The organism is Croceitalea sp. MTPC6 (genome assembly GCF_036985525.1).
Lineage (GTDB): Bacteria > Bacteroidota > Bacteroidia > Flavobacteriales > Flavobacteriaceae > Croceitalea.
On record NZ_BTGR01000002.1, the window covers coordinates 108,867 to 124,534 of the forward strand.

Below are 15,668 nucleotides of genomic sequence, written 5' to 3' on the forward strand. Positions count from 1 at the left end.
AATTCTAAATAAAGCTTTTAAATATTGTAGCTCTTAACACCCACTCCAAGAGTAAAAGTATACCAGCTATAAACACCCAAGGCCTAAACTTTTCTTCAAACCTGGTGTATTTAAATTCTTCGATTTCTGTTTTTTCTAGTTTATTGATTTCGTCGTATATCTCTTCCAACTTGTCATTATCTGTAGCCCTAAAATATTTTCCTCCAGTGACAGCTGCTATGTCCTTCAATAAATCTTCATCAATTTCTACTTGTCGCATACCAAATTGAAATGTACCATCACGTTTATAAGCTATTGGCGTAAGTGCATTACCATTGGTTCCAAGACCAATTGTATATGCTTTTATGTCATATTCCACGGCTAAATCGGCTGCAGTTTGAGGTTCTATAAAACCAGCGTTGTTAACCCCATCTGTTAATAGAATGATAACCTTGCTAATGGCCTTACTTTCTTTGAGCCTGTTTACTGATGTTGCCAAACCCATTCCAATTGCGGTTCCATCTTCCAGTTGTCCATAATCGATGTCTCTCAATGCAGCCAAAACAATTGATTTATCACTAGTGATTGGGGTTTTCGTATAACTTTCTCCAGCGTAAGCGACCAAACCAATTCTGTCATTAGGGCGTTTTCTGATAAAATCTTCTGCGACTTCCTTTAGTGCATCCAGCCTGTTTGGCTTTAAATCCCTAGCCAACATACTGGACGAAACATCTATGGACATTACAATATCTATTCCTTTGGTCGTTTTGGTTCGTGTAGATACTTCTTTGGTTTGGGGTCTTGCCAATGCAGTGATGATTGCTGCTAATGCCAGAAGTCTTAAAATAAAAAGCAATGGTTTAAGGTTGGATAAAAAACCAGAGCTTTTAAACCCTTTAGTACTGGATATTTTTAAAGATGCAACTTGTTTTTTACGAGTTAATATGTACCATAACAATGCCAATGGAAGCAAAATTAGCAGCCAGAATAATTGTGGATTCGCAAACTCTATATTCTCCAACATTACACCTGCGTTTTTACATCGACCGAAGCCAATATGCGTTCAACAATCTGTTCTGCGTATTCATCTCCCTCTTCCCAAGTCATGTAAACTTGCTGCATAAAACCTTTACCACCAAACAATAAGATGGTATACTCTATTTTCTTTTTGTCTTTTGAAACAGGGTCTTGGTATTGTCCAGAGCCATAGACTTTTAATCCTTGAACTCCAGACTTGGTAACAAATTCTTCTTGCTTGGGAATAATGTTTTTTATACCATTAGATTCAAAAGCCACCATAGCACTGGACACTGCGCCTTCAAAATTAGGATCTTCCTGTTCTTTAAAAGTCGCTGAACTAGCGTTTATAGAAAATAGACCGAGCATACTGCCATAAGAGAACAATTGAACTTCTTTAAGAGCTTCACGGGCTTCTTGTGGCAACTCTTCTGTATTTCTTAATAGTACTTCTGGAGTTTCCAAATCAATAGGTGGGAAACCATAAGAACTTGCTACCCATTCTCCTTCCAATAGGTCTTTGGTAGGATAACCAAAAACAGTGTCTTTAACTGTTTTAAATCCAAAGTAAGCAAGGGAAACTCCACCGCCAATTAAAACTAATCCGCCAAATACGGCAGCAGCAATATAGACCCTCTTACGCTGCTTTTTCTTTATCAATTCTTCTATGTAGGCTTCGTTCTGCAATAATTCTTCCTCCGTGGGTTCTGGTAATGCCTCTTTCGTTTTTACCACTATATTTTCTACTAGGAGACGGTCTTGCTCTGCAACCGAAGTTGGTGGTTTGGACTTGGCAAACTTTACTAAATCAGCAGTTTGCAAGACTTTTTTGAACTGACCAATAGTATCTTCATCAATTTTTAATTCCCCCGCATCTTTAAGAAGCTCTAGTTTTTCAATTAACTGATCGGTAGTACTTTCCAGGGCGGATACGTGAGCGTCCTCTTCAAGATAGGAACGAACAATGTCAGTTAGTTCAGAGTAATATTTTTTGTATTCATCCTGTATCAGATATCTTGAATTCTCCAACTCTTTAAGTTGTAACAAAGCCCTATCGTAAGGGGGCAATAGAGCAACTTTTTCTTCTTCTGTGAGCGGTTTTTTTCTTAGAAAAAACCAATAAACCAGCCCACCAATTATTAAAAGACCCAGCAAAATTAAGATGGCGATTATCCAAATTTTGGCATTACTTTTTTTAACCTCGATTAAAGGTTTAATGTCATAAAGCTTTTGTTTGGTGGTATCTACGGCAACGTCTCCAACCCTAATTTTAAATGAATCAGTAAAAAAAGGCTCTTCATTTATAGCAATTCGTTGCGGTGGAATGGTATAGGCTCCACTATCAAATTGTGTCAATGCATAAATTCGCTGAAGCGTAACCCTATCTTTATTTTTTGTAGTATCAATTTTTAGGGTCTCAACCATTTCTAAGGGAGAAAAAGTCTGATCTTCTGGAAAGTAGACTAAGTTTAATGAGTCTGTTTCTACAATGATTTTATACTTAATCTGTTCACCAATTTTGATGTTTGTAGTATCGATTTCAGCAGAAACTTTAGAGGAATTTTGGGCAAAACCAATAGATGTGAGCAATAAAAAGCCAAGGCTTATGCCGCGACCAATAAGTCCGGATAAACTTTTAACTTTTAACTTAAAACTTTTCACCTTCATCTATCCCCTGCGTTTAAAATAACCCAATAGCTTTTTAACATAACTTTCATCCACTCGACAATCAATAACACCACTACCGGACTTAGTAAAGGAATTATTGAAATAATCAACTTTCTCCAGATGAAAACGCCAGTACTCATGACGTACTTTTTTTGAACTGGTATTTATCAATTTTACCCCTCCAGTTTCTGTATCTTGAACCTGAATCATCCCTAGATTTGGAATGTACTCTTCTTTTTCATCGTACACTCGAATCCCAGTGACATCATGTTTGTTTCCAACAATTCGCAAAGTGTTGTCATAATCGTCTGCAATAAAATCCGAGAGCACAAATACGATAGCTTTCTTCTTCATTACATTGGTCAAAAACTTGAGTGCCTCAGCAATATTCGTCTCCGAACTTTTTGGTTTAAATTCTAAAAGCTCTCTTATGATTCGAAGCACATGGCTTTTCCCTTTTTTTGGTGGAATAAAAAGCTCCACTTCATCTGAAAACAAAATCAATCCAACTTTATCATTGTTCTGCATGGCAGAGAAAGCTAATGTTGCGGATATTTCGGTGAGGACATCTTTTTTAAACTGATTGGTAGTTGCAAAAAGCTCAGAGCCACTAACATCTACCATTAACATCATAGTGAGTTCCCGCTCTTCCTCAAAAACTTTTACATATGGCTCGTTATAACGAGCGGTTACATTCCAGTCAATAGATCTCACATCATCACCAAACTGGTATTGACGAACTTCACTAAAAGTCATGCCTCGCCCTTTAAAGGTTGAGTGATACTCACCTCCAAAGATATGATCAGACAACCGCCGTGTCTTAATCTCAATCTTCCGTACTTTTTTAAGTAGCTCTTTTGTATTCATTTATTTTCAGTAAGCAGAGATTAGTTTTCAGTGCTGTAAAACATAAATTTGTTTTACCTCAACTGTTCACTGGCAACTGATTTTAAGGCACTTCTACCTCATTGATAATCTTGTTGATGATTTCTTCCGAAGTGATGTTCTCTGCTTCAGCCTCATATGTTATTCCAATCCTATGGCGAAGCACATCGTGAACAACAGCGCGCACATCTTCGGGAATCACATAACCTCTACGCTTAATAAAGGCATAGCATTTTGAAGCATTGGCAAGGTTGATACTTCCTCTCGGGGAAGCACCAAAACTAATTAAGGGCTTTAGATTTTCTAAGTTGTATTTTTCTGGATAACGAGTAGCAAAAACGATATCTAGGATGTATTTTTCTATTTTCTCATCCATATATACCTCACGGACAGCTTCTTGGGCGCTTAGTATTTGCTTTAAGGTAACTACAGGTTTAATAGCCTCAGTACTTCCCTTAAGATTTTGGCGTATGATGAGCTGTTCTTCATTCAGTTTAGGATAGTCAATTACTGTTTTTAACATAAAACGGTCAACCTGAGCTTCTGGTAATGGATAAGTTCCTTCTTGCTCAACTGGGTTTTGTGTAGCCATTACTAAGAATGGAGGAGTTAGCTTAAAAGTTTCGTCACCAATAGTGACTTGCTTCTCTTGCATGGCTTCCAACAGAGCAGATTGTACTTTGGCAGGGGCACGGTTAATCTCATCTGCCAAAACAAAGTTGGCAAATATAGGACCCTTTTTTATAGAGAAATCGTTTTCTTTAATATTGTAAATCATAGTCCCTACAACATCTGCAGGTAGAAGGTCTGGAGTAAATTGTATCCTGCTAAAACTACCTTTAACAGCTTTTGCCAAAGTATTTATAGCAAGAGTCTTTGCTAGACCTGGCACACCCTCCAATAATATATGACCTTGGCCTAATAAACCAATTAGCAAACGCTCTACCATGTGGTTTTGACCAACAATAGTCTTGTTCATTTCCAGTGTAAGGAGGTCAATAAAAGCACTTTCTTTGGCAATTTTCTCATTCACAGCGCTAATGTCTATCGTAGTATTTTCTTCCATAGGAAATTATATGATTACTTAAATTGAAATTAAGAATTTTAACAGAGTGCAAAATGAAAATTTATTTAAAATTGACCTGTTAATTATTGGTTAAAAAAACTTTGAAACCCCAAGTTTTATGAAGAGTTTAAGGGATTAATTTTATATTTTCACTCAGTATGCAAGAAACAAATTTATACTCCAAAATTATAGCTGGCGCGATGACTTGGGGAAGTTGGGGGAAACAGCTTTCCACTTTAGAAATGGCTGATTTAATAAACCATTGCGCTGACATTGGAATTACCACCTTTGATCACGCTGATATTTACGGTGATTATGGTACAGAAAGTGACTTTGGAAAAGCCTTTGTCGAAAGTGGTGTTGGACGTTCCAAAATACAGCTTATAAGTAAGTGCGGAATTCAAATGACCAGTGGGCGTAAAAACAAAGTTGCCCATTACCAATACGATGCCGAGTATATTATTTGGTCTGCCGAGCAATCCTTACAAAAACTCCATACAGAATATCTGGATTTACTCTTATTGCATCGTCCTAGTCCGTTAATGGAGCCGGGGGAAATAGCAGAGGCAATTCAAAAATTAAAAGCAGATGGTAAAATAAAAGAGTTTGGAGTTTCCAATTTTACTCCTACACAAATTGCTCTTTTAGAAACTGAGGTTCCGGTTTCGACCAATCAGGTAGAGTTTTCTTTAACGCATACGAATCCAATGTATGATGGTACTTTTGATGATTGTATTGCCAAGAATAGAACTGCAATGGCATGGAGTCCCTTGGGGACTTTTTTTAGGGAAAAGGATAAACAAAACTCCCGTATTGAAAAATTGATTGGTGATTTAAAAGAAAAGTATGATGCTGATGAGAGTCAATTGTTGCTAGCTTTTATTTTGCACCATCCTGTCAATATTTATCCCGTAGTGGGAACAGCTACAAAAGAACGGCTGAAAGGGTCATTAGATGCATGCAAGATAAAATTAGAATTGCAAGACTGGTTTTTGCTGTTGGAAGCAAGTAAAGGAGAACAAGTACCATAAATATGTCCAAAACTGTTTTAATTACCGGAGCTACAAGTGGAATAGGAAGAGCCACCGCAGAACTTTTTGCTAAGAATGGGTTCAAGCTAGTTTTATGTGGGCGCAGGGAAGAAAGGCTTAAAGATTTAAAGGAAAAACTTGGCGCAGAGACCAAGGTCACTACTCTCAACTTTGATATTCGAGACAGAGATTTGGTTTTTGATGAAATTAATTCTTTACCCTTAGATTTTTCAAGAATTGATATTTTGATTAATAATGCTGGCAATGCCCACGGCTTGGATAAAGTAAACGAAGCGAGCCTTGATGATTGGGATGCAATGCTGGATATTAATGTAAAGGGCCTTCTATATGTTTCTAAGGCTATTTTGCCTCAGATGGTGGAGCAAGAATCGGGCCATATCATAAATATTGGTTCTACTGCAGGTAAGGAAGTCTATCCAAAAGGAAACGTTTATTGTGCCTCAAAACATGCGGTAGATGCTATTAATCAAGGAATGCGCCTAGATTTAAACGAATACGGAATCCGCGTTGGAGCCATAAACCCAGGTTTGGTCGAGACCGAATTTAGTGAGGTCCGTTTTAAAGGTGATATAGAAAAGGCAGCTAAGGTTTATCAAGGATTTCAGGCATTAAAGCCAGAAGATATAGCGGATATTATTCATTTTGTTGTTACCCGACCATACCATGTAAATATTGCAGATTTAGTGGTCATGTGTACTGCACAAGCAAGTAGTACCATTGTGAAAAAAGCACTATGATCAACAAACGTCTTCTTGTCAAAAATCTTCTCGCACATAACGACGAAAATAGCTTTTACGACAAAAAGCGTTTTATAGCTATTGGGGAAAAAGAAGGCAAAGCCAAATTCTTAAAACATGTCTGCGCACTTGCCAATAGCAATCCTTTTAATAATTCTTTTATTGTGGTTGGTGTGGAGGATGAAGACAATACCATTATTGGGGTTGATTTTTTTGATGATAGTAAGATTCAAAATTTGGTAAACGCCTACTTGGATAATCCTCCAAAAATTGCTTATGAAAACATTCCGTTTCCTCATTTAGAGGAGGGAAAAGTAGTAGGGTTGGTTACCATAACTTCCAACGGAAAGGTTTGTGCGCTCAGAAAAAATATATGGAAATATTATGGGGGAGCTGTTTTCTTTCGTGAAGGGAGTATAAGTCTGCCAAAGGCATTTGATATAAAATTAGAAGACATCAATTCTGAAAAAGTTGCTACAATAGAGCAACATGCTCGGAATAATATTGAATTAACCCTTGATGGTGTCATCGATTTCATCAATAATAGACATGCAGATCTTACCAGTAATTATAAAGTTTTTAAAGAACAATTTGTGGTTTGCTGGGCGGGAAATCAAAAAAAAGTTGGAAAGGAGGTGTATTATTCCCGTGTGGATATCGAATTGATTAACGAACAAGTAAAACTATTCTATTCCGCATTGGATGAGATTACGATTTCTTATGATGAAGACTCGTTTACTACATTAGAATATGTGCAATTAGGTCTAGGAAAGCGACAAAAATATTATCCTCTGGAAGAAGTGACCATTACATTTTCTGAGAATGGAAAATATACCATTAATAGCGATTTAGTTTTTGACCCACCACAATATGATAAGAAAACACTCCATCATATTTTAAATACTAATAATGCATTGTTGAAGAAGTTGGAAAAGGGGATTCAACTAACAACAGTGGAAAAAGAGGATTTAAACCATTTGCCAGATACGTATCTCATATGTTATTTAAATGGTTTTGAAGAAGCTAAAGAGCAGATGGAAAATGCTCGATCTGTATTAAAAAAAACAGATAGGCGTTTACATCTTTCACTGAAAGAATCTTTAAGGGTTTTAAGAAAAGTGCGTTATAGCTAGATTTTCTCTAACCACAACAACTGATACGGATTCAACTCCAAAAACCCACTATTCAATTTGGTCTTTTTGTTTGAGATAAGGTCTTTGTATTCCTGATTTTTAAGATAACCAAGCTTTGTAATAAAACCTCCATCTATAACTTCAAGAGAATTGTTAAAATTGCAGATGACCAGAACCCCATTCTTCTTTTGACCTTTTCTTTCAAAAATTAGAATATGTTCATTTCCAAAGTGAAATAGTTCTAGATTATTAGAATCAGCAAAAAAACTATGCTTTTTACGAAGTGCAATTAGCTTTTTTAAAGCAAAAAACACTTTTCCTTGTGGAGTGTTTTTAGATTTTAAATTAGAGACAGCACCCCAATTATGATAAGGTCTATTAACCCAACGGCTATCTCCTTTTTTATTTTTATCCTCAAGGAAAGAATAGTCATTCAAGGTTGCTATCTCATCTCCCGCGTAAATTAAAGGTATTCCTCCGAAAGACAGAATAATACCATGCAACATAATTATTTTATTTACTGCTTCCTCAACTAACTTATCATCATTTTCTTCCAGTGCTTTTTCAAGTCCTAGCAAAGAAGCTGCACTTCCAGTAATTCTACCATCACCAGTTTTTGGGTTGTACATAAAGAGCATTCCTTTTGCAGGTGACCAATCCAGTTTTTGGCAATAATAATTCAATAAGAATTTTCGATGTTCATTTGGGTTCCAACCCATTTCTTGGATAAATCTGTCATCTAAGCCAAGCCCAATATCATCATGACATCGGATATAATTGATCCATGTACAATCTTTTGGTTTTTGGGGAATATTGGTCAAACTTTTATGTAGTAGCGAAGTCCTTTTTGTCGCAATGGAATTCCATAGTAATGCCATTAAAGAAGCATTATATGCAATTTCACACTCATTTCCAGTTCTATTTCCTTCCCCAAAGTACTTTATAATATTAGTTGGGGCTACTATGGCCTCTGCCAATAAAACTGTGCCCGGAGCAACGACTTGAAGGCACATTCTAAAAAGTGCTGTTATCTTATGCGCTTCGGGAAGGTTTTGCGAAATGGTCCCCATCTTTTTCCAAAGGAAAGCTAGCGCATCAAAGCGAACTACATCCACTCCAAGGTTGGCAAGGTTCACCAAATTGGTAAGCATTTCTAGAAACACCTCAGGGTTTGTATAATTTAAGTCCCACTGATAGCTATTAAAACAAGTCATTGCCCATTTGTCCATTTCTGGCACATAGGTGTAATTGCCAGGAGCTGTCTCAGGAAATATTTCAGGCAAGGTTTTTTCAAATTCATCAGGAATGTTGCGGTCAGAATACGTATAATAATAATCTTGGTATTTTTTATTCCCTGCTATTGCTTTCTTTGCCCATGGATATTCATTAGAAGTATGATTAACAACAAAGTCTAGCATCAAAAACATTTCTCTTTTCTGTAGTTCAGCTGTCAGTTTTGCAAAATCTTTTTGTGTTCCATATTTCTTGTCTATTTGGGTATAACTATTTACTGCATAACCACCATCATTTTCTCCCTTAGGTCTAGTGGTTATGGGCATTAAATGCAAAAAGTTGATGCCCAAATCTTCAAAGTAGGATAGTTTTTCATGTAAACCCTTCAAATCTTTGTTGAAGTGGTCTACGTATAGTTGGGTTCCTACTATTCTCTCTGATTGATACCAATTTCTAATTTCCAAACGTGCAACATCTTGTTGCTTTAGATTCTCTGGTCTGCTTTTAAATAATTTTGGCAGTTGGTCAAGTAACTTCTGAAACGTTTTGGAATGATTTTCTTCTAGATATAATGAAAAAAACAAATCCTTGATTAAAGTGAGATTAGTTGCTAAACGAAGCTCAAACAACCCATCTAGATTCTGTGCCTTTTCTTTTGAAGAAAGCAATTTGTGCAGTGCAGCTTGATTCATGCTAAGCTTCTAATTGTTTTTTATTGGGCAAAGCAACAATAGCTCCAAATTTTGTAGTTGTGATAGCACCTGCTCTATTTGCTTTTTCCACCATTTTAAGTAATCCTTGACCATCTTCAAAAACACTTTCTATATTTGAAAGTTGAGCGATTTGAAAAAGTAAACAACCAATAAATGCATCTCCAGCTCCAGTAGTGTCTACAGGCGAAACTTTAATACTTGGCACAATTCTTTTAAGTTTTTTAGTGCTCACATAAGTACCTTCTTTTCCCAAAGTGACAGTAATTATATCTGCTCCAATTTCATGTAAATGAGCGCATGCCTCTTCAACGTTTTCTTTTCCTGACAATAACAATGCCTCTTCCAAACTAAACTTACATAGATGTGATTTTTCTACAAAGGGCAAACACTTTTTTATAAAAATTTCTTCTTCATCCTTCCACAAGTCGCTTCTATAATTAGGGTCAAAACTTATAAATGATTCGTTACAGAGGCCGTCAAAAAGGTAGTGTCCATAAGCTTCTTCCAATGAACCTCCCAACAAAGCAGTTGCGGCTCCAAAATGAAGAATATTTTTTTTAAAGGATGTTTTTAAAGAGGAATCATATTTGAGTTCACTATCGGCCCCACGGCTGAAAACAAAATCCCGCTCCCCATCTTCTGCAATGGACACAAAGGCTAGAGTTGTAAAAGTTTTTGAGCGTTGTGCCATGGAAATATCCACGTTTTCATTTTTAAGAACTTCAAGAAGAAAACTACCAAATGGGTCTTTCCCAACACAGCCTATAAAAGAGCTATGTCCTCCCAGTTTGGCAATAGAACAGGCAACATTGGCGGGAGCTCCTCCTGCCTTTTTTGTAAAAACAGCAGCTTTAGAGAGATTACCTATTTGATTTTCGGCAACAAAATCTATTAAAAGTTCGCCGATGCAGAATACCTGTTTCATAGAAAATATGCTTAATTAAGCCTAAGATAACTACAAAAAGGGGTTACTTTAAAATTTTATGGGAAGCAATGGTAAAATAGGTCTTTGAACCATCTTGACATAAAGATTCTGTTGCTTTTACCTCAATGGTAGTATTCTTGTTCAAATCTTTTGGGAACAAAATAAAATCTAACAGCATTTTATCTTTGACATTGGGCTTGTTAACGATACTAGACCCACTTTGTACCACTTTCATCACTTCTGTACCGATTACGTTTGATTTTGAAATACCACAGATATCAATAGACTCATGAATTTCTAATATTTTAACCATTAGTGTAATGGTATTGGGCGAGACAGATTGTTGTTCTTGACCACTATTATCAGATGTTTCTTCTAAGCTATCACTTGAACTTGTTTCCAAAACATTGTTTGGAGTGTCGCAAGCAAGACTGATTGATAAAGAGAAAAGGAGTATTAGTGATTTCATTTTTGAAACTTTTATCATTATAAATTTACAGACTAAAGTTAATATCTTAAATGTATGCATAAATAAATACGTTGAATACTGTACAATAGACTTCCATTAAATGAAAAAGGGCACAGAATTTCTATGCCCCTTTCCTTAATTAATATTTAGTCTTTTATTTTTTAATAATCTTAAAACTTTTGTTGGTCTTGGCACCCTGAATTTTTACCATGTAAATACCAGAAGGCTGCCCTGTTGAATTCCAAGAGAAGGTGCTGCCAGTATCTATATTGGCTTTTTCATAAACCAATTGACCTATGATATTATAGACTCTTGTTGTTACCTTAACATCTAAACTGTTCTTCATCGAAAAGAAAAACTCGGTTGTAGAAGGGTTTGGCCAAACAGTTGCTGTAATATTGGCGTCAATTTCAGTCAGATTTTCATTGGCTAATATAACATCATCTAAAGCCTCAGTTGAAGTTTCAAGTATTTCTTCAGAACCACCCGATTGATTCACCGAACCAAAAATTTGGAAAATAAGATCTTCTTGAACACCTCCCGAAAGTGATTGCGAAAATGGAGTCCAATCAACGGCACCAGTTCCAAATAGATCAAACTGATCTCTAAAAGCCCCTTCATTGCCTATAACATTCTGTTGAGAAGCCCAAAACCATTGCTGCCCACCATTAAAGGCCAAATTAGTATAGACCGAAAGCCAGTACGAACCGCCATCGAGTTCAATCTCTTCAGGAAGTTCGAGCTCAAGGTTGGTGTTTAATGGATCAGAGCTTGGAACAATAGACCCACTATTATAGATTTCATTGCCAGGAGCACCATCATTATTCTCATAGATAACCACCGTGGCATCTGTAAGAGCTGGAGCACCATTTGCAAAGCCATCCGCTATAATACTTCTAACCGTCCAAGAAGTGCCTTGCGGAATTATAAAATCATCAGCAGATTGAGCCAATGCGTTAAAGTCTAAGAAAAGCTGTGAAGGCCTGCTTTGCGTTGCAGGCCCCAATTGTTCATAAATAGCTTGCTCGACTACATTTACGGTAAAACCTTCGGCTACTTGCTCTCTACCTGAAGTAGCAATAAGTCCAATCGCTGCTGAACCCTCAGCTTCTGGCGCAATTGAAACACTTAAAGTGTTGCCATTTAATACTGTTGAAACCAAATCAGGATTGCTATTGGTGAGTTCTATTGAGATTGAAGCATTTGACTTTGAGCTGACGAACAAATCGGTTACATCTATCTCAAAAGGTTCTACATTTACTGGCACTGTTAGGTCAGGTAACAAATAAGAGACGCTAAGTTTGGCCTCTGGACTTTGGCTCGCAAAAAAAGAAGCATCAAAAATACCATTACCATGCGTTGCCAAAGCCATAAAACCATCTTTTCGGGTTTTCACATCAACAACTACAGCGTTGCCAATAACACCTGATTCTCTATACCATCGTGTCTTTTCGCCTCTAAGCCTGTAAGTGATGTAAAGACCTGTACTTGTTCCTACAAAAAAGAGGTTGTTATTACCGCTGATTGCAAATGAACGAACTGAAGGTCCTGTGCCAGAGCCGTCAGGGTTTTCTTCTAAGTTACCACTAATATTGACCCAATTTTCACCACCATCTTCGCTCATAAATAGACTTGGTATATTATAGTTTGAGAAAACTACAAATACTCTCTTATCGTCTGTAGGGTCAACATAGATGTCATTGACATTACCTGGTGGCAAGCCTTTACCTGAAGAAAGGTCGATAACTGGTTGGTCATCAAGATTGGCATTCTCTACTTTGAAAATACCGCCCGTGCTTGTTCCGTAGTATAGGGTATTGGCAACGGGAAATTTTGATGCTTCTAGAGCAGAAATTGAAGAACCATCCGGTGTTGCAGTCTGAGTTTGCTCCACCCAATTTACATCTGTTGTTGCATTAGAGAATAATGGAATTTCATCTAAGTTATTGTTTCTCCAAATCCTATCTCCAGCAGGCATATACATGATATTGTCATTTACAGGGTCAAGAATGAACGGAGCGATAAAAGCAAACCCTGTGGCTCCTGATGGTTGTACCCTAGCGAAGGAGATAAAGTTTCCGTCTTCATCAAAATTAAATCGGAAAACAACTCCTCTTTGTGCAGAAACATAGCGGGTTAGGCCACCATCTGCAATAGCATTAAAAGAACCATCTCCACTAAAATCGCTTACCCAAGGTGCTTTTGGATCTGTAGAATCTGTAAACCATGTACCATTGTCTTGAAAACCAGCTACAATATCATCGCTATTCGCTTCTGGGTCGATTGAAATAGCATAAGGCTGTGTTGTAACATAACCGTTGTTCAATGATATCCAATCAACATCTTCAACAGTCGGGTCTGGAGTAATTGCAGTAATATCTTCTGTAAGTTGTACACCACCGTCATTTGCTGATAAGGCCCTATCTGGATTAGATGGGAAAAACACCAAGTTGTGTTGATCAGGATGTTGGTTTGGGTACAATGAGATATCGTTTCGAATGTTATATCCTCCAATCCATCCTTCAGCACCTGTAGGTGTTGTGAAACCTGTAGTAGAGCGATATAAATTTGTTCCGCCCAAGAATACTAAATCAGGGTTCGTAGGATGTACTTTGATGATCATGTTGTAAGAACCTTGAAGATTTAGATCGCCTACGGGTCCTCCAATATTTGTTGGTAAATTGGCGGTTAAATCTACCCATCGCTCTTCATCGGTTTCAGCATCTGCTTGATATCTCCACAGAAAGGCAGGTGTTGAGCCGGTTAAATCGCTAGAAAAGAAGTAAACTCGATTTTCATCAGAAGGGTCATAGGCCATAACAGTTCTTCCAAAGACGGGAACAATATTTGGTGGTGTGATGGAGGTAAAATTTTCTCCATCATCAGAAACTAAAAAGCCGCCGTTTTCACTTCTTACATCTACGGTAACATAGATTTTGCCCAAAGGGGTAATCATTACTTCTGTAGTATTATCAAAACCACTAGATAAGACCTGTTCAAAGGTTCTTCGGCCATTTAAATTCTGAGATCGATATAAACCATCGAAAGTTGCGGCGTATAAATCCCCGTTTCGTGGGTCTACGGCAAGGCTATTGATGAGGTCAAAAGATGAAAATGATGTAGGATCGTCGTCGTCTGTATTTCTTAGCAAATTCCAGCTTCTACCACCATTATAAGACTGGTAAATTCCGTTGCCTTGATAGAAAGCACCTGCTGCACTTGCAGAATTTCCAAACCTTTCGCCAGATGCGTAGTACCAAATATTACTCCTGCGAGGCCTTGGATCTTGAACTATGGCAGTAATGCTCGGTGATTGGCGTTTTCTTGTAACTCGCCTCCAGGTCTTTCCAGTATCTTGAGAGCGCCATAAACCTCCTGAGACACCACCCGCAAGAATTACATTTTCATTATTTCTGTCTATGGCAAGAGCTCGTGTTCGACCTCCAACGTTATCTGGGCCTCTTTGCGAAAAATAAGAGAAACGGCGTCTATTATTCCTGTTTTTTGCAAATTGTGCCGTAGCTTCCTTTTTCAAATCTGTTGGGTTTATACCTTTTGAAAATTCAGCTTCTTTTTGTAAGATGTTTTTTGGAATTTCTAAAGTATAAGGATCTCTCAATAAGATGAATTCATGCTCTAACCTATCTAGAGCTCGGTCAGCTACAGCTTTTGGCTTTGCTCCTACAGGACCAGTTTTACTATCATAGATTTTAGTTTTCTTGTAGAGCGCATGCCCTTTTTGCGGGGCGTCGTGTGAAGTCTTTAAATCTTTTGTCTGAGCCTGTATTCCAATCGGTATTAGAAATATCAGTGATAAACAAAATTTGAAGAATGTTTTAGGTAAAATTTTTTTCATTTGAATTACATTTGATTAGCTGGTAAAAAGTATTAAAAAAAAATGTTAAAACCTGTAACGATTTCGTATAATCGATGAAATACCAGCGTGTTAACTAATAGGATAAATATTTCTATCAAAACTTTACATTAAGTTTTCTTTCAAAAGACCATTAGTGGCTATTATTGTCGAAATTTTAATTTAATGCGGAGACTTGTCATTGGAGACATCCATTCTGGAAAAAGAGCAATCCTTCAAATTTTAGAACGTGCAAAAATCACTAAAAAAGACCATCTTGTTTTTTTGGGGGATTATGTGGATTCTTGGAGCGAAGCTTTTGAAACCGTTGAATTGTTAATGGAGTTGAAGGAAACCCATAATTGTACTTTTATAAGGGGAAACCATGATGAACTCTGTAGGGAGTGGATGATTAGTGGAAAAGAAAATCCACAATGGTTGGCACATGGGGGTACTGCCACTAGAGATTCTTACCTTAAAGCTGGAAAGGAAAATTGGAGTGCACACCTTAGATTTTTTGAATCTCTTGAAAACACTTATTTGGATGAGGACAATCGCCTATATCTACATGCGGGTTACACTAACCTAAAAGGAATAGCTTACGAATATTTTGACCAATTATTCTATTGGGATAGGACACTTTGGGAGTTGGCTAAGGCTATAAATCCAAATTTAAAAGAAGGTCACGAGGATTTCCCCCTAAGGTTATCTCATTATAAGGAGATATTTATTGGACACACACCCGTATCTAAAATTGGACATGCAGAGCCCCAAAAAGGAGCTAATGTTTGGAATATAGATACCGGTGCAGCATTTAAAGGTCCATTGACAGTCATGGATGTGAAGACCAAAGAATTTTGGCAAAGTGACCCAGTACAAACACTATATCCAAACGAAAAAGGAAGAAATTAAAGACTTCAGTCCAATTTTTAGAATAT

The 15,668-nt window shown here is 37.2% G+C and carries 12 protein-coding genes; 4 read left to right on the forward strand and 8 right to left on the reverse strand.

The features are described from left to right. Window positions 1–4: 4 nt before the first annotated feature. From AACP56_RS04920 to AACP56_RS04935, 4 genes are all read right to left on the reverse strand, one after another. Window positions 5–1,003, reverse strand: a complete 999-nt coding sequence (locus tag AACP56_RS04920; protein WP_339336412.1) for a vWA domain-containing protein — start codon at window positions 1,001–1,003, stop codon at window positions 5–7. Continuing rightward, a complete protein-coding gene (locus tag AACP56_RS04925) occupies window positions 1,003–2,664 on the reverse strand; it encodes a hypothetical protein (protein WP_339336414.1) in 1,662 nt (553 codons plus the stop codon). The genes AACP56_RS04920 and AACP56_RS04925 overlap by 1 nt, the downstream gene beginning before the upstream one ends. Further along, window positions 2,665–3,531 (reverse strand): DUF58 domain-containing protein, encoded by an 867-nt coding sequence (locus AACP56_RS04930; RefSeq protein ID WP_339336416.1) that lies wholly within the window; start codon window positions 3,529–3,531, stop codon window positions 2,665–2,667. It lies immediately after the preceding gene. Window positions 3,532–3,613: 82 nt separating this feature from the next. Next, window positions 3,614–4,615 (reverse strand): AAA family ATPase, encoded by a 1,002-nt coding sequence (locus AACP56_RS04935; RefSeq protein ID WP_339336418.1) that lies wholly within the window; start codon window positions 4,613–4,615, stop codon window positions 3,614–3,616. 158 nt (window positions 4,616–4,773) lie between these two features. Here AACP56_RS04935 and AACP56_RS04940 point away from each other — a divergent pair, with 158 nt between their 5' ends. From AACP56_RS04940 to AACP56_RS04950, 3 genes are read left to right on the forward strand one after another with little or no spacing between them, the layout of a single operon-like run. Beyond that, on the forward strand, window positions 4,774–5,646 hold the full coding sequence (locus tag AACP56_RS04940; protein ID WP_339336420.1) for an aldo/keto reductase: 873 nt from the start codon (window positions 4,774–4,776) through the stop codon (window positions 5,644–5,646). A gap of 2 nt (window positions 5,647–5,648) precedes the next feature. Continuing rightward, on the forward strand, window positions 5,649–6,404 hold the full coding sequence (locus tag AACP56_RS04945; RefSeq protein ID WP_339336422.1) for an SDR family NAD(P)-dependent oxidoreductase: 756 nt from the start codon (window positions 5,649–5,651) through the stop codon (window positions 6,402–6,404). Beyond that, window positions 6,401–7,537, forward strand: a complete 1,137-nt coding sequence (locus tag AACP56_RS04950) for an ATP-binding protein (protein WP_339336424.1) — start codon at window positions 6,401–6,403, stop codon at window positions 7,535–7,537. Before AACP56_RS04945 ends, AACP56_RS04950 begins: the two co-directional genes overlap by 4 nt. On the opposite strand, the gene AACP56_RS04955 is transcribed toward AACP56_RS04950, so the two are convergent. The 4 genes from AACP56_RS04955 to AACP56_RS04970 all read right to left on the reverse strand — a co-directional run bounded on the left by AACP56_RS04955 (window position 7,534) and on the right by AACP56_RS04970 (window position 14,733). Further along, window positions 7,534–9,462, reverse strand: coding sequence for an amylosucrase (locus tag AACP56_RS04955; RefSeq protein WP_339336426.1), 1,929 nt, complete (start codon window positions 9,460–9,462; stop codon window positions 7,534–7,536). The two genes, AACP56_RS04950 and AACP56_RS04955, sit on opposite strands and share 4 nt — an antisense overlap. 1 nt (window position 9,463) lies before the next feature. Further along, a complete protein-coding gene (locus AACP56_RS04960; protein ID WP_339336428.1) occupies window positions 9,464–10,408 on the reverse strand; it encodes a carbohydrate kinase family protein in 945 nt (314 codons plus the stop codon). Window positions 10,409–10,451: 43 nt separating this feature from the next. Continuing rightward, window positions 10,452–10,877 carry a hypothetical protein gene (locus tag AACP56_RS04965; protein ID WP_339336430.1) on the reverse strand — a complete coding sequence of 142 codons (426 nt, stop codon included), beginning with the start codon at window positions 10,875–10,877 and terminating at the stop codon, window positions 10,452–10,454. 154 nt (window positions 10,878–11,031) lie between these two features. Further along, window positions 11,032–14,733, reverse strand: coding sequence for a T9SS type A sorting domain-containing protein (locus AACP56_RS04970; RefSeq protein WP_339336432.1), 3,702 nt, complete (start codon window positions 14,731–14,733; stop codon window positions 11,032–11,034). Window positions 14,734–14,916: 183 nt separating this feature from the next. Between AACP56_RS04970 and AACP56_RS04975 the strand changes: the two genes are divergently transcribed. Beyond that, the gene (locus AACP56_RS04975; protein WP_339336434.1) at window positions 14,917–15,642 is read left to right on the forward strand and encodes a metallophosphoesterase family protein; all 726 of its coding nucleotides are present in this window, start codon (window positions 14,917–14,919) and stop codon (window positions 15,640–15,642) included. Window positions 15,643–15,668 lie beyond the last annotated feature (26 nt).